At 66.1% G+C, this 25842-nt stretch carries 25 protein-coding genes; 14 read left to right on the plus strand and 11 right to left on the minus strand.

Annotation, left to right across the window (positions count from 1 at the left end):
- The first annotated feature begins 91 nt into the window (after positions 1 to 91).
- Positions 92 to 1399, plus strand: a complete 1308-nt coding sequence (gene phaZ / locus VSR34_RS21015; RefSeq protein WP_042289081.1) for a polyhydroxyalkanoate depolymerase — start codon at positions 92 to 94, stop codon at positions 1397 to 1399.
- A 122-nt stretch (positions 1400 to 1521) separates the two neighbouring features.
- Here the strand turns inward: phaZ and VSR34_RS21020 are convergent, their stop codons facing one another.
- On the minus strand, positions 1522 to 2154 hold the full coding sequence (locus VSR34_RS21020) for a TetR/AcrR family transcriptional regulator (protein WP_028210465.1): 633 nt from the start codon (positions 2152 to 2154) through the stop codon (positions 1522 to 1524).
- 468 nt (positions 2155 to 2622) lie between these two features.
- On the opposite strand from VSR34_RS21020, the gene rsxB reads away from it, so the two are divergent.
- From rsxB to VSR34_RS21035, 3 genes are all read left to right on the plus strand, one after another.
- A complete protein-coding gene (gene rsxB, locus VSR34_RS21025; protein WP_342963374.1) occupies positions 2623 to 3510 on the plus strand; it encodes an electron transport complex subunit RsxB in 888 nt (295 codons plus the stop codon).
- A 50-nt stretch (positions 3511 to 3560) separates the two neighbouring features.
- On the plus strand, positions 3561 to 4205 hold the full coding sequence (gene nth, locus VSR34_RS21030) for an endonuclease III (RefSeq protein ID WP_028210467.1): 645 nt from the start codon (positions 3561 to 3563) through the stop codon (positions 4203 to 4205).
- An 80-nt stretch (positions 4206 to 4285) separates the two neighbouring features.
- Positions 4286 to 4720: a DUF1841 family protein gene (locus VSR34_RS21035; protein ID WP_028210468.1), complete on the plus strand. Its 435-nt coding sequence runs from the start codon at positions 4286 to 4288 to the stop codon at positions 4718 to 4720.
- A gap of 141 nt (positions 4721 to 4861) precedes the next feature.
- Here the strand turns inward: VSR34_RS21035 and VSR34_RS21040 are convergent, their stop codons facing one another.
- Positions 4862 to 5257 (minus strand): cytochrome c, encoded by a 396-nt coding sequence (locus VSR34_RS21040; RefSeq protein WP_028210469.1) that lies wholly within the window; start codon positions 5255 to 5257, stop codon positions 4862 to 4864.
- An 18-nt stretch (positions 5258 to 5275) separates the two neighbouring features.
- Positions 5276 to 5641, minus strand: a complete 366-nt coding sequence (locus tag VSR34_RS21045) for a c-type cytochrome (RefSeq protein WP_028210470.1) — start codon at positions 5639 to 5641, stop codon at positions 5276 to 5278.
- A gap of 452 nt (positions 5642 to 6093) precedes the next feature.
- Here VSR34_RS21045 and VSR34_RS21050 point away from each other — a divergent pair, with 452 nt between their 5' ends.
- The 5 genes from VSR34_RS21050 to VSR34_RS21070 all read left to right on the plus strand — a co-directional run bounded on the left by VSR34_RS21050 (position 6094) and on the right by VSR34_RS21070 (position 11452).
- Positions 6094 to 6945 carry a MoxR family ATPase gene (locus VSR34_RS21050; protein WP_028210471.1) on the plus strand — a complete coding sequence of 284 codons (852 nt, stop codon included), beginning with the start codon at positions 6094 to 6096 and terminating at the stop codon, positions 6943 to 6945.
- Between the two features lie 34 nt (positions 6946 to 6979).
- Complete coding sequence (locus VSR34_RS21055; protein ID WP_028210472.1) at positions 6980 to 8161, plus strand: VWA domain-containing protein; 1182 nt, start codon at positions 6980 to 6982, stop codon at positions 8159 to 8161.
- A gap of 109 nt (positions 8162 to 8270) precedes the next feature.
- On the plus strand, positions 8271 to 9497 hold the full coding sequence (locus tag VSR34_RS21060; protein ID WP_342963375.1) for a benzoate/H(+) symporter BenE family transporter: 1227 nt from the start codon (positions 8271 to 8273) through the stop codon (positions 9495 to 9497).
- Between the two features lie 274 nt (positions 9498 to 9771).
- Positions 9772 to 10731, plus strand: a complete 960-nt coding sequence (gene tal / locus VSR34_RS21065) for a transaldolase (protein ID WP_028210474.1) — start codon at positions 9772 to 9774, stop codon at positions 10729 to 10731.
- A 292-nt stretch (positions 10732 to 11023) separates the two neighbouring features.
- Positions 11024 to 11452 carry a VOC family protein gene (locus tag VSR34_RS21070; RefSeq protein ID WP_028210475.1) on the plus strand — a complete coding sequence of 143 codons (429 nt, stop codon included), beginning with the start codon at positions 11024 to 11026 and terminating at the stop codon, positions 11450 to 11452.
- 31 nt (positions 11453 to 11483) lie between these two features.
- Here the strand turns inward: VSR34_RS21070 and VSR34_RS21075 are convergent, their stop codons facing one another.
- The 8 genes from VSR34_RS21075 to VSR34_RS21110 all read right to left on the minus strand — a co-directional run bounded on the left by VSR34_RS21075 (position 11484) and on the right by VSR34_RS21110 (position 20861).
- Positions 11484 to 12608, minus strand: coding sequence for an FUSC family protein (locus tag VSR34_RS21075; protein ID WP_155836770.1), 1125 nt, complete (start codon positions 12606 to 12608; stop codon positions 11484 to 11486).
- A 248-nt stretch (positions 12609 to 12856) separates the two neighbouring features.
- A complete protein-coding gene (locus VSR34_RS21080; RefSeq protein WP_028210477.1) occupies positions 12857 to 14407 on the minus strand; it encodes a sodium:solute symporter in 1551 nt (516 codons plus the stop codon).
- The gene (locus tag VSR34_RS21085; RefSeq protein ID WP_028210478.1) at positions 14404 to 14640 is read right to left on the minus strand and encodes a DUF3311 domain-containing protein; all 237 of its coding nucleotides are present in this window, start codon (positions 14638 to 14640) and stop codon (positions 14404 to 14406) included. Before VSR34_RS21085 ends, VSR34_RS21080 begins: the two co-directional genes overlap by 4 nt.
- A 316-nt stretch (positions 14641 to 14956) precedes the next feature.
- The gene (locus VSR34_RS21090; protein ID WP_342963376.1) at positions 14957 to 15877 is read right to left on the minus strand and encodes a spermidine synthase; all 921 of its coding nucleotides are present in this window, start codon (positions 15875 to 15877) and stop codon (positions 14957 to 14959) included.
- Between the two features lie 112 nt (positions 15878 to 15989).
- Positions 15990 to 16550 carry a DNA-deoxyinosine glycosylase gene (locus VSR34_RS21095; protein WP_042289078.1) on the minus strand — a complete coding sequence of 187 codons (561 nt, stop codon included), beginning with the start codon at positions 16548 to 16550 and terminating at the stop codon, positions 15990 to 15992.
- A gap of 19 nt (positions 16551 to 16569) precedes the next feature.
- Positions 16570 to 17226, minus strand: a complete 657-nt coding sequence (locus VSR34_RS21100) for a chorismate lyase (protein WP_342963377.1) — start codon at positions 17224 to 17226, stop codon at positions 16570 to 16572.
- A gap of 116 nt (positions 17227 to 17342) precedes the next feature.
- Positions 17343 to 19253, minus strand: a complete 1911-nt coding sequence (htpG, locus tag VSR34_RS21105; RefSeq protein ID WP_342963378.1) for a molecular chaperone HtpG — start codon at positions 19251 to 19253, stop codon at positions 17343 to 17345.
- Positions 19254 to 19352: 99 nt separating this feature from the next.
- On the minus strand, positions 19353 to 20861 hold the full coding sequence (locus VSR34_RS21110) for a PLP-dependent aminotransferase family protein (protein ID WP_342963379.1): 1509 nt from the start codon (positions 20859 to 20861) through the stop codon (positions 19353 to 19355).
- Positions 20862 to 21048: 187 nt separating this feature from the next.
- On the opposite strand from VSR34_RS21110, the gene VSR34_RS21115 reads away from it, so the two are divergent.
- From VSR34_RS21115 to VSR34_RS21135, 5 genes are all read left to right on the plus strand, one after another.
- Positions 21049 to 21738: a VOC family protein gene (locus VSR34_RS21115; protein WP_028210483.1), complete on the plus strand. Its 690-nt coding sequence runs from the start codon at positions 21049 to 21051 to the stop codon at positions 21736 to 21738.
- A gap of 28 nt (positions 21739 to 21766) precedes the next feature.
- Entirely contained in the window at positions 21767 to 22672 is a 906-nt protein-coding gene (locus VSR34_RS21120) for a DMT family transporter (protein ID WP_342963384.1), read from the plus strand.
- 126 nt (positions 22673 to 22798) lie between these two features.
- The gene (locus VSR34_RS21125) at positions 22799 to 23998 is read left to right on the plus strand and encodes a PLP-dependent aminotransferase family protein (RefSeq protein WP_342963380.1); all 1200 of its coding nucleotides are present in this window, start codon (positions 22799 to 22801) and stop codon (positions 23996 to 23998) included.
- Between the two features lie 50 nt (positions 23999 to 24048).
- Complete coding sequence (locus tag VSR34_RS21130; protein ID WP_028230606.1) at positions 24049 to 24513, plus strand: RidA family protein; 465 nt, start codon at positions 24049 to 24051, stop codon at positions 24511 to 24513.
- 135 nt (positions 24514 to 24648) lie between these two features.
- The gene (locus VSR34_RS21135; RefSeq protein ID WP_028230605.1) at positions 24649 to 25527 is read left to right on the plus strand and encodes a PhzF family phenazine biosynthesis protein; all 879 of its coding nucleotides are present in this window, start codon (positions 24649 to 24651) and stop codon (positions 25525 to 25527) included.
- The last annotated feature ends 315 nt before the right edge of the window (positions 25528 to 25842 follow it).

A 25842-nucleotide genomic window follows, 5' to 3' on the forward strand; every position in this document is an offset into this window, starting at 1 on the left:
GACCGACCAACCTGAACGGCCCGCATCTGCTCCGCGCCTGAACCGCGCGACCCCGCTGCGAACCGCCCCCTTGAAAGATGCCGGAGCGCCCATGCTCTATCAAATCCGTGAATTCCAGCGCGCTTTGCTGAGCCCGCTGACCGCCTGGGCCCAGGCCGCCTCGAAATCGTTTTCGAATCCGTCGAGCCCGTTTTCACTCGTGCCGGGCGCTACGCGCCTCGCCGCAGGCTACGAACTGCTCTATCGTCTTGGCAAGGACTACGAGAAGCCCGAATTCAACCTTCGCCAGATCGTGAAGGACGGCTTCAACATTCCGATCGTCGAGCAGACCATCGTCGAGAAGCCGTTCTGCCGCCTGCTGCGCTTCAAGCGCTACGCCGACGACAGCGGCGCCGTGGCCGCGCTCAAGGACGAGCCGGTCGTGCTCGTGTGCGCGCCGCTCTCGGGCCACCACTCGACGCTGTTGCGCGACACCGTGCGCACGCTGCTGCAGGACCACAAGGTGTACATCACCGACTGGATCGACGCGCGCATGGTGCCGCTCGAAGCCGGTCCGTTCCACCTCGACGACTACGTCGCGTACATCCAGGAATTCATCCGCCATATCGGCGCGAAGAATCTGCACGTCCTGTCCGTCTGCCAGCCCACGGTGCCCGTGCTCGCGGCCATCTCGCTCATGGCGAGCCGCGGTGAGGACACCCCGCTCACGATGACGATGATGGGCGGCCCGATCGACGCGCGGCGCAGCCCCACCGCCGTCAACTCGCTCGCTATGGAGCACTCGCTCGACTGGTTTGCGAACAACGTGATCCATCCCGTGCCGGCCAACTACCCGGGCGAAGGGCGCGAAGTCTATCCGGGCTTCCTGCAACACGCGGGTTTCGTCGCCATGAATCCTGGCCGCCACACCACCGCGCACTGGGACTTCTACAAGAGCCTGCTGCGCGGCGACGAAGAGGACGCCGAAGCACATCGCCAGTTCTACGACGAATACAACGCGGTGCTCGACATGGCCGCCGAGTACTATCTGGACACCATCCGCACGGTGTTCCAGGAATTCAGTCTCGCAGAAGGCACGTGGGACGTCGCCGGCGAGCGCGTGCGCCCGCAGGACATTCGCGACACGGCGCTCTTCACGATCGAAGGCGAACTCGACGACATTTCCGGCGCAGGCCAGACGCGCGCCGCGCACGACCTGTGCACGGGCATTCCCGATGCGAACAAGCATCATCTGACCGCCGAGAAATGCGGCCACTACGGCATCTTCTCGGGCCGCCGCTGGCGCACGATCATCTACCCGCAGTTGCGCGATTTCATTCGCCATCACCAGCAGGCCGCCCGCAACAAGGGCGCGCGGCCTTCCGCTCGCGGCCGCTCTGCGGAAGGCGCCGTCGCCTGACGTCAGCCATCGCGCTTCACCAAAAGCGCAAAGCAATACACCCCGCGCGCCGTCCATGGACGGCGCGCTTCGTTTGTGGCGCACGAAACGTTTTCGCGGATTCGCGGCGCGTGCCTTCGGTGTTACTTGCGCATGAGATACGCGAGCAGCATTTCCGTATTGAGCTGGATGATTTCCGCACGCTCGGCGGCCGCGCTGAAGTCGCGTCCGAGCGTCGCGTTGAGCGTATAGCGATTCGAAACGATGTAGTAGCCCATGCCCGAAAGCGTGACGTAGAGCCGCAACGGATCGACGCTCGGGCGGAACAGCCCAGCCGATTCGCCGCGCGTGAGGATCGCGCCGAGCGTTGCCACGATCGGCGAGATCATCTCGCGAATTCGTGTGGACTTCTGCATATATCGCGCCTCGTGCAGGTTCTCGTTGTTCACGAGCCGCAGCAGTTCGGGATTGTCGCGATAGTAGTCCCACACGAAATGCGCGAGCCGCGTGATCGCCTCGACGGGCGCGAGCCCCGCGAGATCGAGTGCGCGTTCCGCTTCGTTGAGCGCGCCGAACGCGTGCTCGAGGACTGCAGTGAACAGTTGCTCTTTGCTGCCGAAGTAGTAATAGAGCATGCGCTCGTTGGTTTCCGCGCGTCGTGCGATCTGGTCGACGCGTGCGCCGAACAGGCCGCCATTGGCGAATTCTTCCGCCGCGGCGAGCAGAATGCGGCGGCGCGTGCCTTCAGGATCTCTTTTGATTTTTGGCTGATTCATGGTGGCAGGATCTCGTTAAGCCGCGTTGTCCGGTTTGCGCTGTCGGGCAGTACGACGCCGGGCCTCTCCTCGCCCTGGGATCGACAACGTTGTGCGGGGCGCGCTGTTAATGGACAGACACCCTCCGACCTACGGTCTTGCGTTCCTTCTTGTTTGTTTGATGTCGTTGCGAGCCGACATCGTTCTTCCCCCTGTCTGCCTCATGCAAAGCACCTTGGCTGCCGTGCCCGACACGTACCGCTTACGTCTATTCATTTCCCCTGACTGCACGGTGCTTCGCCGCAGTGCTTCGCAGCAGTGCTTCGCATTAAGCGTTTTGATTATGGCACATGGCCCGCCGATGGCAATGCGGGAAATCGGCGATAATACGAGTTTCGGCGCTGTGCATGTGCGCCCTGTCCGGTCAGGCGCGAAGCCCGTGTTCGCCCAAGGTCACGCCGCCGACCGGCCCGCCCCGATGTAGCGAACGTGAACGATCCCAAGACACTCGCAGATCGCATCGAAGATCTGCTGCCCCAGACCCAATGCACGAAGTGCGGCTATGACGGCTGCCGGCCCTATGCCGAGGCCATCGCTGCCGGCAACGCCAACTACAACCAGTGCCCGCCCGGCGGCGCGCAAGGCGTTGCGCGCCTCGCGAGCCTGCTCGGCAAACCCGTCATTCCGATCAATCCGGACAACGGCCTCGAGCGTCCGCGGGCGGTCGCGTTCATCGACGAACAACTGTGCATCGGCTGCACGCTGTGCATGCAGGCCTGCCCTGTCGACGCGATCGTTGGCGCTCCCAAGCAGATGCACACCATCGTCAAGGATCTGTGCACGGGCTGCGATCTTTGCGTCGCGCCCTGCCCGGTCGACTGCATAGCAATGATTCCCGTTACGGGCGAAGCGACCGGCTGGGATGCATGGACACAGCAGCAGGCCGATGAAGCCCGCGTGCGCCACGACCGGCGTCTCGCGCGTCAGACAGCCGAGCGCAACGCGGCCGAGGCGCGCGCCGCGGCACGCCGCGCCTCGACGCACGCCCAGGCGCAAGCGCAACCGGGTGCGCAGGCAGAAGTCGCGGCTACGCAGGCGAGCGTCTCGCAGCCAGCGAGCGCCCCCACCGACGACGCCGAAGCGAAGAAGAAAGCGATCATCCAGGCGGCGCTCGAACGCGCGCGCCGCAAGAAGGCCGAGATGGCCGAACAGGGCCTGGGGCCGCGCAACGTCGAGCATGTGAGCGCCGACGTGCAGGCGCAGATCGACGCGGCCGAGGCGCGCCGCAAGCGTATCGGCATCGAGCCGGACGCAGGCGCGGGGAACGGCGAAAAGCACGAAGTGCCACGCAACGACGACGATCAAAGCGCCCGATAGCGAAGCGCCGCGAACCTGACTGCAATGCAAAAGGCCCACGTACAACGAGCATGAACGCCACCAAGCGCCGCGCTATCTACGAAACGCTGCAAAGCCTCAATCCGCATCCCACCACCGAGCTTGCGTTCACTACGCCGTTCGAACTCCTGATCGCCGTGATGCTCTCCGCGCAGGCCACGGACGTTTCGGTGAACAAGGCCATGCGCAGGATGTTTCCTGTCGCCAACACACCGGAAACGGTGCTCGCGCTCGGCGAGGAAGGCGTGGCCGACTACATCAGGACGATCGGCCTCTATCGCACGAAGGCGAAGAACGTGATCGCGACCTGCCGCATCCTCATCGAGCAATACGGCAGTGAAGTACCGCAAACGCGCGAGGCACTCGAAGCGTTGCCCGGCGTCGGGCGCAAGACGGCGAACGTGGTGCTCAACACCGCATTCGGCCAACCGACCATCGCCGTCGACACGCATATCTTTCGGGTTGCGAACCGAACGGGACTCGCGCCCGGCAAGGATGTGCGCGCCGTGGAAACCGCGCTCGAGAAGTTCACGCCGCCCGAGTTCCGTCATGACGCGCATCACTGGCTCATCCTGCATGGCCGCTATGTGTGCAAGGCGCGCAGGCCCGAGTGCTGGCATTGCGTGATCGAGCCGCTGTGCGAATTCAGGCCGAAGACGCCGCCGCCCGAGCTCTGAGCGAGCACGCGCCCCGCGCGTAAAATGACTAACCGAAGCGTCGCAGCGAGACGCCGCTTCATCGATACCGCAGAGTCGAGATGTTCAATCCCAGCCGTGACGAAGTCCGTCGCTTTTTCACCGAGACCTGGCGCAAGCAGCGCGCGGGCGAAATCCTCACGCCGCTCGAGGCGATTGCCGCCGACTGGATCGTGGAGCACCCCGAATATCACGCCGAACTCGCCGATGCCGACGCGGCCGCCGCGCAGGACTACTCGCCCGAGCGCGGCCAGAGCAATCCGTTCCTGCATCTGTCGATGCACCTCGCGATCAGCGAGCAGCTCTCGATCGATCAGCCGCCGGGCATTCGCGCGGCGCACGACCGGCTCGCGGCACGCCTTGGCTCCACGCACGACGCGCAGCATGCGATCATGGAATGCCTTGGCGAAACGATCTGGGAAGCGCAACGCACGAACACGCCACCCGATACCGACGCTTATCTCATGCGCATCGAGCGCCGCGCTTCACGCGACTAAAGCGCCACTAAAGACGCGACTGAAACCGCGACCGAAACGAAGACCCCACAACGAAACACCCCGCGACTGCCTCGCCGAAGACGAGGCCCACGCGGGGTGATCGACATGACGCGGCCCGCTTGCAGCGGGGCGCGTCGAGGCTTATTTCTTGTTGACGAGGTCGCCCTTGAGCGACTGGATGTACGCGGCGAGATCCTTCATGTCATTCTGCGAGAGGCTCTGCACCTGCGCCTGCATGATCGGGTTGTTGCGCCCGAGATGCGGATTGCCGGTGCCCATCTGGTACTGGCGCAGCGCCCAGTAGATATAGTCGGCGTGCTGGCCGGCGAGCTTCGGATATTCGGGGCTCACGGGCTTGTTCAGGCCCGGTCCGTGACAGGCCGCGCAGTTGTGGCTATCTGCGAGAACCTTGCCGTTGGAGGCGTCGGCCGCGTGGGCGGGGTGAAGCGCCAGCACGGCTGCCAGCGCGAGCGCCGCGCGAGCCGCCTTGAACGTTGCACCGGCAAACGAGGGCACAGCCGTATAGGGCTTGTTCATGTGTTTTCCACCTGCCGGTTATTTGTTCGGATTGTCTTTCGACGCGGCCGTTTGCGCAGCATAGTAGGCCGCGATATCGGCAATGTCCTGTTCGCTGAGCGAGGACACGATGGCGTGCATCGTCTCAAAACGCCGGTCGCCCTTTTTGTAGCCGTGCAGTGCGTTCACGATGTACTGGGCGTTCTGGCCGCCCAGAATGGGCACGTGATAGACCTCGGGATAGGCGGTGCGATAGTCGGGAATACCATGACAGCCGATACACATCGCCACCTTGTCCTGCCCCGCCTTCGCATTGCCCACGACATCCGCGTGAGCCGTGACCGCGAAGCACGCCAGCATGGTGATTGCGCCCGCGACGACGTGCTTGCCGACAATTTTTTTCATAGCATCCAACCTGGCTTGAGGGGATTCGAACGCCCGAACCGCAGGCCACGGCCTGCGCCGCATTACTGCTGTTTTACTTTTGGGGTCGCCGTGCAGGCCGAAAAAAATCGGTCCGAGTATACCGCGACGCCGCGCCGGCCGTCCACCGGCCGCGCCACGCCTGGCGGGCTTCGGAGGGCCTGGCGGCGCCGCGCGGCGGCCCCGCCTTCGCCATTCAGCACTCATTGAGCACCGTCGCGCAGCAGTCCGCCCGCAGGCAACCCGGACGAACCCTGACGCGCGCCGTGCCCATGCGCAGGCGTGCCGCTTGCGTGCGCCAAAGCGGCGTGGGCCGGCACGTCTGGCCCGGGAAGCGCACCCCACGGCGCGGCCCCAACGATACGCGAGGCCCCGCCGACGCGACACCCCATCTGACTTATACTGGGATTTTTTTCCCAGCGAGCGGATTCACCATGCGCGCCACGCGTTTCGAAGGCTCTTCGCAGTACGTCGCCACCGACGACCTCAAGCTCGCGGTCAACGCCGCGATCACGCTGAAACGCCCGCTGCTCATCAAGGGCGAGCCCGGCACCGGCAAGACGATGCTGGCCGAGGAAGTCGCGGCGGCGCTCGACATGCCGCTCATGCAGTGGCACATCAAGTCGACGACGAAGGCGCAGCAAGGCCTGTACGAGTACGACGCGGTGTCGCGTCTGCGCGACTCGCAGCTCGGCGACGAACGCGTGAAGGACATCGCCAACTACATCGTGAAAGGCGTGCTGTGGCAGGCGTTCGAGTCCGGGCAACAAAGCGTGCTGCTCATCGACGAGATCGACAAGGCCGACATCGAATTCCCGAACGACCTGTTGCGCGAACTCGACCGCATGGAGTTCTACGTGTACGAGACGCGCCAGCTCATCAAGGCGAAGCAGCGTCCGCTCGTCATCATCACGTCGAACAACGAGAAGGAGCTGCCAGACGCTTTTCTGCGCCGCTGCTTCTTCCACTACATCAGCTTCCCCGATCCGGCCACGATGCAGCGCATCGTCGAGGTGCACTATCCGGGCATCCGCAAGGAACTGCTCAACGCGGCCATGGAAAGCTTCTTCGAACTGCGCAACGTCGCGGGGCTAAAGAAGAAGCCGTCCACCTCGGAACTGCTCGACTGGCTCAAACTGCTGCTCGCCGAGGAAGTTCCACCCTCGGCGCTGCGCGCGGCCGACGGTTCGAAGTCCATGCCGCCGCTCGCAGGCGCGCTGCTCAAGAACGAGCAGGACATGACGCTGTTCGAGCGCCTCATCTACATGAACCGTCACAACCGTTGACGAGGAACATGCGCGAGCAAGCCGGAGACACCGCATGCTGATCGACTTCTTCTACACGCTGCGCGACGCGAAGCTGCCGGTTTCCGTGAAGGAGTACCTCACGCTCGTCGAAGCGCTCAAGGCGCGCGTGATCGCGCCTTCGCTCGACGACTTCTACTACCTCGCACGCATGACGCTCGTGAAAGACGAGCAGTACTTCGACCGCTTCGACCAGGCGTTCGGCGCGTACTTTCGCGGCATCGAGAAGAAGTCCGAACTCGCCTTCGACATTCCCGAAGACTGGCTCAAGAAACGTCTCGAGCGCGACTTCACGCCCGAGCAGCGCGCGCAGATCGAAGCGATGGGCGGGCTCGACAAGCTCATGGAGCGCCTCAAGGAGCTCTTCGAAGAGCAGAAAGAGCGCCACGAAGGCGGCAACAAGTGGATCGGCACGGGCGGCACCTCGCCCTTCGGCCACGGCGGCTATAACCCCGAGGGCATCCGCATCGGCGCGGCCAACGAGCAGGGCGGCCAGCGCAGCGCCGTGAAGGTGTGGGACGCGCGCGCGTATCGCGACTACGACGACCAGGTCGAGATCGGCACGCGCAACATCAAGGTGGCGTTACGCCGCCTGCGCCGCTTCGCGCGCGAAGGGGCGGCCGAGGAACTCGATCTCGGCGACACGATCCGCAGCACCGCGGCGAACGCCGGCTGGCTCGACCTCAAGATGGTGCCCGAGCGCCACAACAACGTGAAGGTGCTGATGCTGCTCGACGTGGGCGGCTCGATGGACGATCACATCAAGCGCACCGAAGAGCTGTTCTCGGCGGCCAAGGCCGAGTTCAAGCATCTGGAGTTCTACTACTTCCACAACTGCGTGTACGACTACCTGTGGAAGAACAATCGCCGCCGCCACGCCGAGCGCACGCCCACGTGGGACCTGCTCCACAAGTTCACACCCGACTACAAGCTCATTTTCGTGGGCGACGCCACCATGAGCCCGTACGAGGTGCTCCAGCCGGGCGGCTCGGTCGAGTACACCAACCCCGAAGCGGGCGCCGTCTGGCTGCGCCGCCTCGCCGACCAGTTCCCGCATTTCGCCTGGCTCAATCCCGAGCCGGAGCGACTATGGGAGTACCGCCAGTCGGTCTCGATCATCCGCGAGATACTCGGGCACCGTATGTATCCGCTCACCGTCGCTGGCCTCGAAACGGCCATGCGCGTGCTGAGCAAGTAGGCGCCAGCCCCTCCCTTTTCCGCTTTGTCGAGGCGGCGCGTGCCTGAGCGTTTCAAGGCCGCGCCGCCCGAACTCGCGAGATCTACGCTTAATCCGGAGACCCACCTGCATGACCGCCCCTTCTTCCCCCAACCTGTCCGCGAGGTTCAGGCCGGGACCGCTGCGGCCCTTCGCCGACACCTCGGTCGCCACGATCGTGGCCGGCTTCGTCGCGATGATGACGGGCTACACCAGCTCGCTCGTGCTGATGTTCCAGGCCGGCCAGGCCGCGCATCTGTCCGACGCGCAAATCTCTTCGTGGATCTGGGCGCTTTCCATCGGCATGGCCTTGAGCACCATCGGGTTGTCGCTGTGGTTCCGCGCGCCCATCGTGATCGCGTGGTCCACGCCGGGGGCGGCGCTGCTCATCAGCTCGCTGCCGCACGTGCCCTATGCCGAGGCGATCGGCGCGTACATCGTCTGCGCCGTGCTGCTCACGGCCGTGGGCCTCACCGGCTGGTTCGACACGCTCATGAAGCGCATTCCCGCGGGCATCGCGGCGGCGCTGCTCGCGGGCATCCTGTTCGAGATCGGCATCGAGATCTTTCACGCCGCACAGGTGCAGACGCCGCTCGTGCTCACGATGTTCTTCGGTTATCTCATCGCGAAACGCTTCTTGCCGCGCTACGCGATCGTGGCGACGCTGATGCTCGGCATCGCTGCCGCCGCCGTGCTCGGACTGCTCGACTTCAGCCACTTCCGCGTGGCAGTGGCGAAGCCCGTGTTCACCATGCCCGCGTTCTCGCTCACGGCGGTGGTCAGCATCGGCATTCCGCTCTTCGTCGTGGCGATGGCCTCGCAGAACGTGCCCGGCATCGCCGTGCTGCGCGCCGACGGCTACGACCACACGGCAGCGCCCTCCTCGCCGCTCATCGCCACCACGGGTCTCGCCTCGCTCGTGCTGGCGCCGTTCGGCTCGCACGGCGTGAATCTCGCGGCCATCACCGCGGCGATCTGCACCGGCCCGCACGCCCACGAGGATCGCACCAGGCGCTATATGGCGGCCGTGTGGTGCGGCATCTTCTATCTGATCGCGGGCGTCTTCGGCGCCACTATCGCGGCGCTGTTCGCAGCGTTTCCGCAGGCGCTCGTGGTTTCCATCGCCGCGCTCGCGCTGTTCGGCTCGATCATGAGCGGCCTCACCAACGCCATGCAGAATCCGAACGAGCGCGAGGCCGCGCTCATCACCTTCATGGTGACCGCCTCGGGGCTCACGCTGCTTTCCATCGGTGCGGCGTTCTGGGGACTGGTGGCGGGCGTCATCACCCAGTTCGCGCTGAGCGCGCGGCGCGCCTGAGGCCCTCGTCGCGACGCTCACGAGACGCCTTGCGCGCGTCGCGACGGGGTCAAGCGCAACGCCTGACGTTTCCGCCATAAAATGACGGTGTGAGCCGCGCCGACTTGCGCGGCAAAGTGCGCCGCCCCTGGTTTCCCGCCCTACCCGCGCTGGCTGGGCGGCGGCCGCAGCGCCCTTTTCGCGTTCCGCCCGGCGCGTTTCAGGTTCATGCCTGAAGCACACCGGCCGTTCAACTCTCACCGAAGCAGGCGCGCACGCGCCCACAAGGCCAGACATGACTACCGCACTCGACCAGCTCAAGCAGTACACCACCGTCGTCGCCGATACGGGCGACTTCCAGCAATTCGTGCAGTACAAGCCGCAGGATGCGACCACCAATCCGTCGCTGATCCTCAAGGCGGTCCAGAAGGCCGAGTACCGCCCGTTGCTCGAAAAAACCGTGCGCGATCACGCGAGCGAACCGCTCGAGTCGATCATCGACCATCTGCTGATCGCGTTCGGCACCGAGATCCTCAAGATCATTCCGGGCCGCGTCTCGACCGAAGTCGACGCGCGCCTGTCGTTCGACACGAAGCGGTCGATCGAAAAGGCGCACCACATCATCGATTTGTACAAGCAGGCCGGCATTGCGCGCGAGCGCGTGCTGATCAAGCTCGCGTCCACGTGGGAAGGCATCCGCGCCGCGGAAGTGCTGCAAAAGGACGGCATCCGCTGCAACATGACGCTGCTGTTTTCGCTCGCGCAGGCCGCCGCGTGCGCCGAAGCGGGCGCGCAGCTGATTTCGCCGTTCGTGGGCCGTATTTACGACTGGTACAAGAAGGCCAAGGGCGCCGACTGGGACGATGCGAAGGACGGCGGCGCCAACGATCCGGGCGTGCAGTCGGTGCGCAAGATCTACGCGTACTACAAGAAGTTCGGCTACAAGACCGAAGTGATGGGCGCGAGCTTCCGCAACACGAGCCAGATCGTCGAGCTGGCCGGCTGCGACCTGCTCACCATCAGCCCCGATCTGCTACAAAAGCTCCACGACAGCAACGATAAGGTCGAGCGCAAGCTCTCGCCGGAGGCATTCAAGGACACGCACGTCGAGCGCGTGGCCGTGGACGAGCCGTCGTTCCGCTTCCAGCTCAACGAAGACGCCATGGCGACCGAGAAGCTCGCGGAAGGCATCCGCGCGTTCGCTGCGGACGCGATCAAGCTCGAAAAGATGATCGAGGAGCTGCGCGCGAAGTAACGCGCCTGCGCGCCACCTGGCGCGCATCGATGCAACGTTGTTCCGGGGCCGTACATGCCGCATGTGCGGCCCCTTTCGTTATGCGCGTTATGCGCGTTATGCGCGTTGCGCCGCTGAGCAATGCGCGTTCCCGTGCGTGCTCTCGCAAACCCTGGCGACACGTCACTCGGTGACGCCCGATCGCGCGCCTAGAATCAGGGCAGCGGCGCAACCCGCCGCGCCATCCGGCCCCGCGCCAACCCGCGTCCGCTAGAAGGGGCCGCCCAACGTCCAGTCCGCAAGGAAACCGACGATGCAAATCCAGCCCTATCTCTTCTATTCCGGCAAATGCGACGAGGCGATCGCGTTCTATCGCGAAGCGCTCGGTGCGCAGGAGCTGTTCAAGATGCGCTTCAAGGATGCGCCGCCCGATCCGGAGCGCCCCGTGACGCCGGAATTCGCCGAAAAGATCATGCACGCGACGCTGCAGATCGGCGACGCGCAGCTCATGATGTCCGACGGCGGCTGCATGACGCAGAACGACAAGTTCGCGGGCTTCGGCGTCTCGCTGACGGGCTCCGACGCCGCGACGGCCGAGCGCTACTTCAACGCGCTCGCCAAAGGCGGCAATGTGACGATGCCCTTTCAGAAGACCTTCTGGTCGCCCGGCTTCGGCATGGTGACCGACAAGTTCGGCGTGCCGTGGATGGTCACCGCACCGCCGCTCGATCACCCGGCCTGACGCTTCGCCGCGGCGGGCGTCACACCCGGCGTCACATCATGCGGTGCGACGCGGCGCGCTCGATGTTCCAGCGCGGCTCGGTCTCGAGGAGCAGCGCGCGCAGGCGCTCCACTTGCTCCTCCACGCGCAGGCTGAGCCAGTAGGGCCCCTGCAACTGCGGTGCAAGCTCGCTGCGCGCAGGCGGCAATACGGCGGCGTTTGCATCCTCTCCACCCGCCATAGCCGACGACTCCGGGGCACATGCCTGCACGCTCGCAACTGACGGGCGCAGCCCCTGCGCGGCCGCATCGGGATGACGGCCGCCGCCGAAGCGCAGCGCGCGCGCAGTGGCAAGCAACGCGCGGCGCACCGGCTCGCCGCGCTGCGCGAATGCCACCCGCACGAGCGCCTGCTCGTAACTACTCGTTCCCGTGCAGAGCATCTCCAGCGCGCTGAGCATCGCTCGATGCAGGCGCTGCACCTGCTCCAGCCGCGCGAGCGGCACATCGATCTCCTTGGTCACCGAAGGCATGAGCGAACGCAGCTCGACGAGCCGGGCGTTCAGGCGCATGAACGTCCGCACCTGCTCGTCCGGATCGATATGCTCGCCGTTCGCCACTTGCGCATAGACGCGCGCGCATTCGCGCAGATTGTCGGCGAGGCTGTAGCGCCACGAATACGTGGCGTGCAGCGGCAACGCGAACGAGAACGCAAGCGCGATGACGATGCCGATCATCACGTTGAGCGTGCGCCAGAGCCCCGTATCGATGAGATTGTCGCCGTGGCCGGCGACGATGCACATGGTGATCGCGGCAAGCAGCGCGACGTAGCCGGGCTTGCCGATCGCGTAGTAGCCGCATACGGCGGCGACGAGCGACATCAGCACATAGGTGAGCGGCGCCGACCCCGTGACGGCCTGCACGACGATTAGCGTGAGGCCGATCACGGCGCCCAGCAGCGTGCCGAACGCCCGCTCGGCGGCCTTCTTGCGGATGTTGCCTTGATGCTGCAACCCGCCGATCACGACGAGCAGCGTGACCGACGCCCAGATGCCGTGCGGAATGTGGATCCCCGAGGTCGCGAGAATCGACGCGAGCATCGCGAGACCCACGCGCACGCTGTGAATGACCCTGGCGTTGCGGTAGCGGTAGTACGGCGAGCTGAGCGCGCGCCACATGCGCGAAAGTCGCGAGCGGTGGCGCGGCGGGCGCGAGCGAAGCGGGGGCTGGGCATCGGGAGCGCCAGTACGCTGGGAGCGCGGCTCGGAGCCAGATTCGGTTTCGGACGAGGCCATGGTGCGGTCTGAACGTGAGCCGGAACAGCGCCATCGTGCACCAGAAAAACAAATGCCCGCAACGCTTCGTTGCGGGCATTCCCGGTCATGCGGGGGCCCGGCGGCGTGCGCCAGGCCGGATCAAAGGCAGATCAGCCCTCGACGACGTCGAGATAATCTTCCGGACGCGTGCGGTCCTCGCCCTTCTCCATGCCGAACAGGTGCACGAGCACGGACACCGCGATCGACACCACGAGGTTCACGATCAGCGACCACACGGCGGCGTAGCCTGGAATCGCCATGCCGAACAGGTGGATCGTGAAGATCGAGCTTGCGAGCTTGAGCGAAACGGCCATCCACGTGCCGGTGGCGATGCCGGCTGCCCAGCCCGCCAGCAGGCCGCGGTAGTCGAGCACGCGCGTGTAGAGACCGAGCACGATGGCGGGCAGCGTCTGGATGATCCAGATGCCGCCGAGCAGTTGCAGCTGGATCGCGTACGTGAGCGGCAGGCCCAGGATGAACGCCACCGCGCCGACCTTCACGATCAGCGAGACCAGCTTCGCGACGTTGGTCTCCTGCTCGTGCGACATATTGCGGTTGATGAACTCCTTGTGGATGTTGCGCGTGTAGAGATTGGCCGCCGCAATCGACATGATGGCCGCGGGCACCAGCGCGCCGATGCCGATGGCGGCAAACGCCACGCCAACGAACCACGACGGGAAGAAGTGCAGGAACAGCGCCGGCACCGCGAAGTTCGGACCGAAGGCCTTGAAGTACGGCGCGAACTCCGGCATGTCCTTCACGCCCGAGGCGAGCGCCATGTAGCCGAGCAGCGCGAGCAGGCCGAGCACGAGCGAGTACGCGGGCAGCATCGCCATGTTGCGGCGGATGGTGTTGCCCGAGGCCGACGAGAGAATCGCCGTGACCGAGTGCGGGTACAGGAACAGCGCGAGCGCCGAGCCCACCGCGAGCGTCGCGTAGGCGCTATACCCGTTCAGGCTCGCGGCGTCGGGCGACTTGAGCAGCAGCTTGGCCGGCGGCACCGCGCCGAAGATGTGGCCGAAGCCGCCCATCTGCGCGGGGATGACGATGATCGCGACGATGATCGTGATGTAGATGAGGATGTCCTTCACCACGGCGATCATGGCCGGCGCGCGCAGACCCGACGTGTACGTATAGGCCGCGAGAATGGCGAACGCGATGATGAGCGGCAGGTCGCCGACGAAGCCCGTCGTATCGAACCCGAGTGCGCCGATCACCACTTCGATACCCACGAGCTGCAGTGCGATATACGGCATGGTCGCGACAATGCCCGTCACGGCGATGGCGAGCGCGAGCATGCGGCTGCCATAGCGCGCGCTCACGAAGTCGGCCGACGTGACATAGCGGTGACGCTTCGCGATGGCCCAGAGCTTCGGAAACACGACGAACGCGAACGGATAGATCAGGATCGTATAGGGCAGCGCGAAGAAGCCCATTGCGCCCGCACCGAACACGAGCGCCGGCACGGCGATGAACGTGTACGCGGTGTAGAGGTCGCCGCCGAGCAGGAACCAGGTGACGATCGTGCCGAAGCGGCGGCCGCCCAGGCCCCATTCGTCGAGATGCGCGAGATCGCCCTTGCGCCAGTGGGCAGCCACGAAGCCGAGAACCGTGACGCCGAGGAAGAACAGGACGAAGACGATAGTTGCGGTGACGTTCATTGCGCGCCCCCTGCATCACCCTTGCCGCGGGTCTTCGTCTTGAAGTAGACGAGCGCGGTAACGACGGCGCTGATCAACACCCAGAGAAGCTGATACCAGTAGAAAAACGGGAAGTCCCACAGAGTGGGCTCGATCCTGTTGTACGACGGCACCCAGATCATCGCGATCCAGGGCAGCAGCAAAAGCCATTGCCAATGCTTGCTTGATTTTCCGGCGTCGGCGTCGTGAGCCATGACGTCTCCTCGTTGCTTATGTAGTTATACGGCCATGCTTTGTTTGCGATTCGCCGCCCGGCGTGAAGCGGCCCCTGGCCTCGCAAACGGATAGTCCGCAAGGTCCCCGAAAGCGCTCAAAAGAGTATCGAGGGCACGCCGCACGGTCAAGCAGGGCGGACCCGAATTTCGAGGGCGTTGTCAAGCGCCAACGGCTTGCGCCGGGTCAGCAAAATCGACCGGGAATGTGCTGTGCTTGCCGCGCGCGGCCGAAAAAAAACCGGCCACGTGGCCGGTTCTTTCTGCTGCAACGGCGTGAGCGCCGTTCGCGCGCGCATCAGATCGAGAACGTCGCGCCGTTCTGGCCGCTCGATTCGCGCAGCGCCTTCACCCACTGGTGCGCCGGCAGTCCGAGCTTGCTTTCGAGCAGGCGGGCACGCTTTTCGAGCGCTTCGTACGACACTTCTAGCGCCGGGCCCGAGAACGCCAGCGCCACGCGATTGCCCTCGTGCACTTCGGGCAGCGCGATCACGCGGCCGTCGAAGGCTTCGTTCAGGCGCTTCATGTTGCGCACGAAGCTCGGATGGTCGCCGAACAGATTGACCGTCACGACACCCGCATCGGTCAGGCAAGCGCGCACTGCGCGATAGAACGCCACGCTGTCGAGCACCGGGCCGCGCGCGGTGGCGTCGTACACATCGATCTGCAGCACGCCGATCGTGCCGTGATTGGCGCGGTCCTGCACGAAGTCCCAGGCGTCGAGTTCGCGCACGGTGAGACGCGCGTCATCGTACGGCAGTTCGAACATCGTGCGCGCGGCCACCACGACCGCCGGATTCAGTTCGATCGCCTCGACCTTCGCGGGACGCAGGTAGCGGTGCGCGAACTTGGTGAGCGCGGCGGCGCCGAGACCCAGTTGCACGATGCGCTCGGGGGTGGCGAGAAAGAGCAGCCACGCCATCATCTGCTGCGCGTATTCGAGCTCGATGTGCTGCGGCTTCGCAAGGCGCATCGCGCCCTGCACCCACTCGGTGCCGAAGTGCAGATAGCGCACGCCGTGCTCTTCCGAGAACGTGACCGGCGCGAAACGCGGCTTGCGCGGCGCTTCGATGACCGGCGCGTGGTCGAGGTCATCGGCGGCGGCCGATGCGCGGCGGGGGCGCTTCGTGACCTTCGCGGTCTCGCCCGATTGCGTCGCGTTGCCAGATTGCTTGAATGCGCGGGCCTCGGCGGAGGCGCGCTTGATAAGAGTCGTCATGTAGAAAATCGCTTGCTGTGGGGGCGCAAATGCAGGTGCATTTGCTCAGGCGACCGAGAGCATAGCATTCGCGGCGCATTGCGCCCGGGTTGCGATGCACTTCGAGCGGATGCTAGCGCCGCCGGGTCGCAGCGCGCTCGCGCCTGTGCGCGCCGGCGCTCATAGGCGCGTCGGGCTCGCCGACGAACGCAGCCAATGCGCGCCATTGCAGGAGCTTCGCCGCGAAGTTCATCGACGCATAGGCAGGACTGCTGGACGGCAACCGCAGGATCGTGAAGGGCCGCGCATGCGCGCCAAGAATGCGCTCGCCGATGCGCGCCGCCGTGCCGCCGTTGAACGCGATCGCTTCGAGCGCGGGCAGACGCTGGATCAGCGCGATGAGATCGTTGCCCTCGTGATCGCGGATATCGCCGTCGAGACTGCCCTCGCGGCGCGCTTGCGCCACGACGTCCCATAGGCCGACTCGTTTCGAGCGCAGCGTTTGCAGCCGCGCTTCGTACTTCATCGCTACGAGATCCTCGCCGATCACCTCGCCCACCAGATGCCAGAACCTGTTCTGCTTGTGCGCGTAATACTGCTGATGCGCGAGCGACGCCTCACCCGGCAGGCTGCCGAGGATCAGCACGCGCGTATGCGCATCGACGACGGGATCGAAGCAGCGCTTGTAGGTCATGGCAACCGATGTGCAACGTTCAACGCGGCGCCTGGTGCGCGCGCGATGCCGTGTGATCGAGCGGGCCGCGCTCGCGTCCGAGATGCACGCCGGTCTCGTGTGCAGGCGGGCCGCTCGCGAGGCGCGACCACAGCGCGGGCAGCATGCATTCGGTCACGAGCAGCGGCGCGCCCGCGCGCTCGAACACCGAGCGGCGTGCGAGAAACGCATGCGGCACAGTCGCCGACTCGCCCACGGCCTCGCGCGCAGCGAGCGTGTAGAGCGGATGCCTGGCGCCTACGCGCCGACTGACGAGCGCCGAGCGCGCCACCCCGCTGTCGCTGTAGAGCAGCTCCGCGAGCGGCCGCGTGCGCAGGCGGCGCATGGCCTGCCACACACCGCGGCTCGCGATGAACGGCGTCACGCTATGCGCGGCCACGAACGGCACGCCATCGACGGCGAGCACGATCTCGCGCACCCACGCGCGCTCGCGCGGCGCGAGCCCGAGCGCGGCGTATTCGTCGAGCCAGGGCATATCGACGGCTTCGCGCGTCACGCGCACTTCGACGCGTCCGAGCATGCGCAAATGCGCCGTGAGCGAACCGCCGCGCGTGAGCCAGTCTTTCTGGCCGGCGCTCAAGGCGGGCAAGGGCGTGACGCGCCAGTGCGCGTCAGCGGCATCGAATCGGAGAGACATGGCGCGCATTATAGGCCGCGAGGATTTCACTTCGCTGCGTAGCAGGCACGCAAAAGCAAAGCCCCTTGCGGCGGACAACCGCAAGGGGCTTTCTCGAATACACGCGATCCCGCGCTTTACGCCCGCGCGATCAACAGTGCGTTGGTGCGCTTCACAAAGCTGGCCGGATCGTCGAGCGTGCCGCCTTCGGCCAGCAGCGCCTGATCGTACAGCAGATGGCACCAGTCGCCGAAGTCCGCGCTATCGGTGCGCAGCGCCTTCACGAGCGGATGGTCCGGATTCACTTCGAGGATCGGATGCATTTCCGGCGCCTGCTGCCCCGCCGCCTTCAGCATGCGCTGCAGGTAGCCGCTCATGTCGCCTTCGTCGGCCACGAGGCACGAGGGCGAATCGGTCAGGCGGAACGTGAGGCGCACGTCCTTGGCCTTGTCCTTGAGCGCTTCCTTCATGTGTTCGACGAGCGGCTTGAGCTCTTCGCTCACCTTCTCCTGCTGCTGCTTTTCCTCGTCGTTGAGCGCGCCGAGGTCGAGGTCGCCGCGCGCCACGCTCGCGAGCGGCTTGCCGTCGAACTCGTTCAGGAACGAGAGCATCCACTCATCGACGCGGTCGGTGAGCAGCAGCACTTCCACGCCCTTCTTGCGGAACACTTCGAGGTGCGGGCTGTTCTTCGCGGCTTGCCATGTGTCGGCGGTGACGTAGTAGATCTTCGTCTGCTCGGGCTTCATGCGCGAGACGTAATCGGCGAGCGAGACGTTCTGCTCGTTCGTGTCGTTGTGCGTCGACGCAAAGCGCGCGAGCTTCGCCACGCGCTCGCGATTGGCGTGGTCTTCGCCGATGCCTTCCTTGAGCACCTGACCAAACTCGCTCCAGAACGCGGCGTATTTCGCCTTGTCTTCCTCTTTTGCTTCGGTGTCCGTAGCAGTGTTCGCCATCTCTTCGAGCATCGAGAGCACGCGCTTGGTCACGCCATCGCGAATCGCCTTCACGTCGCGGCTTTCCTGGAGGATTTCGCGCGAGACGTTGAGCGGCAGATCGCTCGAATCGACCACGCCCTTCACGAAGCGCAGATAGTTGGGCAGCAGCTGCTCGGCGTCGTCCATGATGAACACGCGCTTCACGTAGAGCTTCAAGCCGCTCTTGTGATCGCGGTTCCACAGGTCGAACGGCGCATGCGACGGCACGTAGAGCAGCTGCGTATATTCGCTGCGGCCTTCCACGCGGTTATGCGTCCACGCGAGCGGATTCTGGTGATCGTGCGCGAGATGCTGATAGAACTGCTGATACTGCTCGTCGCTGATGTCGCTCTTCGCGCGCGTCCACAGCGCGCTCGCCTGGTTGATGGTCTCGTACTCGTCCTTCGTGACCATCTCGCTCTTTTCGGCGTCCCATTCTTCCTTCTTCATCTCGATGGGCAGGCCGACGTGATCCGAATACTTCTGGATGATCGACTTGATCTTCCACGCCGAAAGCAGATCGTCCTCGCCCTCGCGCAGATGCAGCGTGATGGTCGTGCCGCGCTGCGCGCGCTCGATCGTCTCGACGGCGAACTCGCCCTCGCCCGCGCTCGTCCAGCGCACGCCCTCGGCGGCCGCAAGGCCCGCGCGGCGGCTTTCCACGGTGATCTTGTCCGCGACGATGAAGCCCGAATAGAAGCCCACGCCGAACTGGCCGATGAGCGCCGCGTCCTTCTGCTGGTCGCCCGAGAGCTTGCCGAAGAATTCCTTGGTGCCCGAGCGCGCGATCGTGCCGAGGTGGGAGACGGCTTCGTCATGGCTCATGCCGATGCCGTTGTCGTCGATCGTGATGGTGCGGGCGGCCTTGTCGAAACCCACGCGGATGCGCAGGTTCGGATCGTCTTCATAGAGCGCGTTGTTTGCGATCGCCTCGAAGCGCAGCTTGTCCGCCGCGTCCGATGCGTTCGAGATCAGCTCGCGCAGGAAGATTTCCTTGTTGCTGTACAGCGAATGGATCATCAGGTGCAGAAGCTGTTTCACTTCTGCCTGGAAGCTCATGGTTTCTTGTGCCATGGTCGGGAGTCCTCTTTCGTTGCAGTTCTGGTCTGACAGATCGTGGGCCGCGGCATTGCGGCGCGCCGCCCGCCCAGTTGAGGACGGACGGCGCCGTTTTCAAGAGTCGCCGCCCGAAACCGGAACGCCGCGCCGGGCGGCGCCTTCCAGGTAGTCGGCGAGGAAGGCGGGCAGCGCCGGGTCGCCGCAATTGGCGATGTTGAAGCGCATCCACGTGGTGGGCGACTGGTGCGGCGAGAACAGGCTACCCGGCGTGAGCAGGAAACCGGCTTCGTGGCCTGCCGCGGTGAGCGCGTCCGCGTCGACGCCCGTGTCCGTCCACAGGAACATGCCCGCGCCCGGCGCCGTGAAGAGGCGGCAGCCGGCGCGCTCCAGCATGCGGGCCGCCTTGTCGCGCACACCGTCCAGCCGCGCGCGCAGCCGCTCCACATGACGCCGGTAATGGCCCTCCGTGAGGACGCGGTACAGCACGCGCTCGTTGAGCTCGGGGCTCGTCATGCCGACAAGCATTTTCTGGTCCGCCACCGCCTGCGCCACGTCGGGCGCGCTCGCGATATAGCCCACGCGCAGGTTCGGCGCGAGCGTCTTCGAGAAACTGCCGAGGTAAATCACGCGGCGCAACTGGTCGAGGCTCGCGAGGCGCGTGGCCGGATAGCCCGTCGGGCAGAGGTCGCCGTAGATGTCGTCCTCGACGACGATGAAGTCGTACTGCTCGGCGAGCCGCAGGATGCGGAACGCCTGCGCGGCCGTGAGCGAGGTGCCCGTGGGGTTCTGCAGCACCGAATTGATGACGAGCATCTTCGGGCGCCAGGTCTCGACCAGCGCTTCCAGCGCATCGAGATCCGGCCCCTCGGGCGTGTACGGCATGCCCACGAGCCGCGCGCCCTGCGAGGCGAAGCGGCCGAACATCTGGAACCACGCGGGGTCGCCCACGATCACCGTGTCGCCGGGCTGCATGTAGATGCGCGCCAGCAGGTCGATCGCCTGGGTGATGCCCGAAACGAGCACGATCTGCTCGGGCGTCGCGCCGATCTCCAGTTCAGCCATGCGTGTCTGGAGCTGCTGGCGCAGCGGCAGGAAGCCTTGCGGCGAACCGAAGCCCAGCAGCTGCGTGCCGCTCTGGCGGCCCAGCGAGCGCATGGCGCCCGTCAGCAGCTCGCCGTCCAGCCAGCGCGCGGGCAGGTAGCCCAGACCCGGCCCTTTTTCGGGCCGCGTCGACGTATGGAGCATGTTGCGCAGCAGCCAGACCACGTCGATGGTGGGCGGCGCGGCGGCGGCCGTAGCGGTGTCCGTCCGCGCGGGCGCGCCCGCGGCGCCCGTCGCACGCTCGACGCCCGCCACGAGCGCGAGCCGCTCGCGCACGTAGAAGCCCGAACCGCGCCGCGAGTCGAGGTAACCCTGCGCGACGAGGCGCTCGTACGCCTCGACCACGGTAAAGCGCGACACGCCCTTGTCGAGCGCGAGCTTGCGGATGGACGGCATACGCATGCCGGGGCGGAACACCCGCTCCTCGATGCGGCGGCGGCCCCACTGCACGAGCTGGTCGACGAGCGTGAGCGTGGCCGCATCGTGCGGCGCGGGAATCTGGTCGAGCGGTACGGAGGACATGACTTCTCCCGGGGCTGCAACTGTACAGAGCACTATCGGGCCGATTGTACCGTTACTGTCTGCAGCCATACCGGTACATTTGATTGCATCCGTACCGGTAAGGATTCGGTGGCGGCGTCCCGCACTGTTCAGGCGCACCACCCGCTTCCTTCCGGCCCCTCGAAACTTCCGGTTCCGATCGCCCCCCATGAACGCCACGCCGCTTCGCCTCGACCACCTCGTCGTTGCCGCCCGCACGCTGGAAGCAGGCGTGCAGTACGTGAGCGACGCGCTGGGCGTCGCGCCTTCGGGCGGCGGCGCGCACCCGCTCATGCGCACGCACAACCGGTTGCTCGGGCTGTGGGGCGGCGCGTATCTGGAAGTCATCGCCGTCGACCCCGCGGCCAAGAGCGGCGCCAACGCCCGCGCGCGCCTTTTCGCGCTGGACGATCCCGCCGTGCAGGCGCGCCTCGAACAGGGCCCGTACCTGTCGCACTGGGTCGTGCGCGTCGATCCGCCCAAAAGCCTCGCGCGCTGGCGCGAGCAGTACCCGCAGCGCATTGCCGCTCTCGTGCCGATGACGCGCGGCGACTTCTCGTGGCAGCTCACCGTGCCCGAAGACGGCGCGTTTCCGGCGTGGCAAGGCGCGGGCGACGGCGTCCTGCCCTCGCTCATCCAGTGGGACACGGCGCGCCACCCGTCGCAAGTGCTGCCCGACAGCGGCATCGCGCTGACCTCCCTCACCGGCTTTCATCCGCAGGCGCAGGCGGTGCGCGAGCAGCTCGAGTGGCTCGGCGCGGCGCACCTGATCGCCGTGGAAGAAGCCCTCTCGCCCGCGCTCGTCGCGCAGTTCGAAACTCCGTCTGGCCCGCGCACGCTCGGTGCGCCGGCACGCTGATCCGTCGGGCGCAACCGCAATGGAACGTATGAAGGCACGCGAAACCCAAGGCATGCTGCTCGGCCTCGTCGGCGTCATGATCTTCAGTCTGACGCTGCCGATGACGCGCATCGTCGTCACCGAATTCCACCCGCTGCTCAATGGCCTCGGCCGCGCGCTCGCCGCCGCCGTGCCGGCCGCGCTGCTGCTTGCCATCCGGCGCGAGAAGCGCCCCACCTGGCCGCAGGTCAAGAGCCTCGCCGTGGTGTCGCTCGGCGTGATCGTCGCGTTTCCGGTGTTTTCCGCCTTCGCGATGAAGACCGTGCCCGCCTCGCACGGCGCCATCGTCAACGGGCTGCAACCGCTCGCCGTGGCGATCTACGCCGCGTGGCTCTCGCATGAGCGGCCCTCCAGGGCGTTCTGGATCAGCGCGCTTCTGGGCAGCGCGCTCGTGGTCGCGTTCGCGCTCCAGGCGGGCGGCGGCGCGCTGCACGCCGGCGACGCGTGGATGCTCATCGCCGTGGGCATCGGCGCACTCGGCTATGCCGAAGGCGCGCGCCTCGCGCGAGTGCTCGGCGGCTGGCAGGTGATCTGCTGGGCGCTCGTGCTTTGCGCGCCGTTCCTCGCGCTACCCGTGGGCTGGCTCGCCTGGGCGCACCACGTCGCCCATCCCGAACCCGTCGCGCTCAAAACCTGGCTCGCCTTCGGCTACGTCACGCTGTTCTCGCAGTTCATCGGCTTCTTCGCCTGGTACGCGGGGCTCGCCATGGGCGGCACGGCGCGCGTGGGCCAGGTCCAGCTGCTGCAGATTTTCTTCACGATGGCGTTCTCGGCGCTGCTGTTCGGCGAGCAGGTCTCGCCCTCGGCATGGCTCTACGCGGCGGCCGTGATCGCCACGGTGGTGTTGGGACGCCGCGCGGCGATCCGCACCGCCCCAGCGCCGGCGCGCGCATGAGCAGGTTTCGCGTCATAATCGAAAGTTTTCGGCGGCCGCCGGCGGCGTCGCGTGATCGCGCCCCATGCCGCCCCTGAAACTGCATCTGAACGTGCAGCAACTCGCCTACCCCAACAAGGAGACCCCATGGACCAGAGCGATCTCAAGGCCGCGCCCGCGTGGCAACTGTCCGAGCGCGCAATCAAGCTGACCAGCTCGGCGATTCGCGAAATCCTGAAGGTCACCGAACGCCCGGAAGTCATTTCGTTCGCGGGCGGCCTGCCCGCGCCGGCCACCTTTCCGGCCGAGGAAATGCGCGCCGCCGCCGACCGCATCCTGCGCGACGATCCCTCGGGCGCCTTGCAGTACAGCGCGACCGAAGGCTACATGCCGCTGCGTGAGTGGGTGGCCGCGCGTCACTCGGTGGGCGGCGTGCAAGTGCGCCCCTCGCAGGTGCTCATCACCACGGGCTCGCAGCAGGCGCTCGACCTGATCGGCAAGGTGCTCGTCTCGCCCGATAGCCCGGTGCTGGTGGAAACGCCCACCTACCTCGGCGCGCTGCAGTCGTTCTCGCTCTACGAGCCGAAGTACGTGCAGGTTCCGACCGACGAGAAGGGACTCGTGCCCGAAGGCCTCACGCCCGAACTCACGGCCGGCGCGCGCCTGCTCTATGCGATCCCGAACTTCCAGAACCCAACGGGCCGCCGCCTGCCGCTCGACCGCCGCCAGGCGCTCGCGGCATTCGCGAAGCACTCGCCGTTCCCCGTGGTCGAAGACGATCCGTACGGCGCGCTCCTTTACGCGGGCGACCCGCTGCCGACGGTGCACTCGCTCGCGCCCGAGCATGTCGTGCTTCTGGGCTCGTTCTCGAAGGTCCTGGCGCCCGGCCTGCGCGTGGGCTACATCATTGCTCCCGAAGACCTCCACTTCAAGCTCGTGCAGGCCAAGCAGGCCACCGACCTGCACACGCCCAGCTTCACGCAGCGCATCGTCTACGAGGTGGTGAAGGACGGCTTCCTCGACACGCACATCCCGAAGGTGCGCTCGCTCTATCGCGACCAGTGCGAGGCGATGCTCGACTCGCTCCAGCGCAACATGCCCGAAGGCGTGAACTGGAACCGCCCCGAAGGCGGCATGTTCATCTGGGTGACGCTGCCCGCGCACATCGACAGCATGAAGCTGCTGGCCGAAGCCGTGGCGCAGAACGTGGCCTTCGTGCCCGGCGCGCCGTTTTTCGCGAGCGAGCCGCAACACAACAAGCTGCGCCTGTCGTTCGTCACGGTGCCGCCCGCGAAGATCGAAGAAGGCGTCGCCAGGCTCGCGGCCCTGATCCGCGCGCACGCCTGACACAATGACACGCTAGTTTCGATTCAACACCCGAACGAGGAATCCTGATCATGGCTGACATCAACGTCTACGACCGTCTCGAACAGCTCGGCATCGCACTGCCCCAGGCAGGCGCGCCCGCCGCCGCCTACGTGATGAGCGCGCAAAGCGGCAACACGGTGTACCTGTCCGGTCACATCGCCAAGAAGGACGGCAAGGTGTGGGCCGGCAAGCTCGGCGACACGCTCACGACCGAGGAAGGCAAGGCCGCCGCGCGCTCGATCGCGATCGACCTGCTCGCCACGCTGCACGCCCATACGGGCGACCTCAACAAGGTCAAGCGCGTGGTGAAGCTGATGAGCCTCGTGAACTCGACGCTCACGTTCACCGAGCAGCACATCGTCACGAACGGCGCGTCTGAATTGATCGCCGACGTGTTCGGCGAGAAGGGCAAGCACGCGCGCTCGGCCTTCGGCGTCGCGCAGATTCCGCTCGGCGCGTGTGTCGAGATCGAGCTGATCGCCGAAGTCGAGTAAGCGATTAGGGGCTTTTGACACTGTTCGCGGACCTGCATCAAGGTCCGCGAACTTTCTCGCAGTTTTTCCGTTGTGCGTTCGCGCAACCTGGCGCATCCTCTGCCGCTCTCCTACCCCTCCTGCGATCGTTCCGCCATGACCCAGCACCGCGTCCGCTTCAAACAGGTCGACGTCTTTGCGTCGCGTCCCTTCACGGGCAACCCGCTCGCCGTGGTATTCGACGCCGATGACTTGAGCAGCGACGACATGCAGGCCATCGCGCGCTGGACCAATCTCTCGGAAACCAGCTTCCTGCTCGCGCCGACCGACGCCCGCGCCGACTACCGCGTGCGCATCTTCACGACCAAGGGCGAACTGCCCTTCGCGGGCCACCCGACGCTCGGCACGGCGCACGCGTTCCTCGAAAGCGGCCGCACGCCGAAGACACCCGGGCGCCTCGTGCAGGAATGCGGCGCGGGCCTCATCGACCTGGCCGCGGGCGAGCACGGCGCATGGGCGTTCGCCGCGCCGCCAGCGCGCGTGACGCCGCTCGCCGACGCACAGCGCGATGCATTGCGCGACGCGTTGCGCTCGGACGCGATCGACTTCACGGCAACGCCCTGCGGCGTCGACAACGGCGCGCCGTGGCTCGTCGTGCGGCTCGCTTCGGCGCAAGCGGTGCTCGCACTCGAGGTCGACTACGAGCGGATCGAAGCGGTTGCCGCGAGCGTGGGCGCGCACGGTTTGGCCGCCTACGGTCCGCACGAGGCCGACGGCCCCGCCACCTTCGAAGTGCGCTGCCTGATGACGGGCCTCGGCAAGGGCGAAGACCCGGTGACCGGCAGCGCGAACGCCGCCATCGCCATGCTGCTCGAACAGCAGAACCGGCGCCCCGGCACACGCTACACCGTACGCCAGGGCACGGCGCTCGGGCGCGACGGGCGTGTGCACGTCGCCTACGACGACGCGGCCGGCAAGATCTGGGTGGGCGGCCATGCGGTGACCGTCGTCGACGGGACCTGCCGCCTCGGCTGAACGCCGCTCACCGTGTCGGCGAGGCGCCACACGCGCCTTGCGCCATCTGCATGCACGCGGCATCGGCCATCATGCGCCGCATCGCATCTATGCACCGCACATGGGCATTGCAGGCCCGTCGAGCCGTCCCTCGCGTATACCCGAGGGAGCGCAGCTTCCTTAATCATTCCCCAACCAGTAATATCGAAACATCGGATGCATGCCGCGTCCGGCGTTCATAGTTCGTGCGCAATTCGCGTATTCCCCAGCCATCTTTTGTTCATGCCGCCGACTCCTCCGAGCGCATCGTCGCCGTTCTGCACGCCGCATCCGCGG

This window comes from Paraburkholderia sp. JHI2823 (assembly GCF_038900695.1).
Taxonomy (GTDB): Bacteria; Pseudomonadota; Gammaproteobacteria; order Burkholderiales; family Burkholderiaceae; genus Paraburkholderia; species Paraburkholderia mimosarum.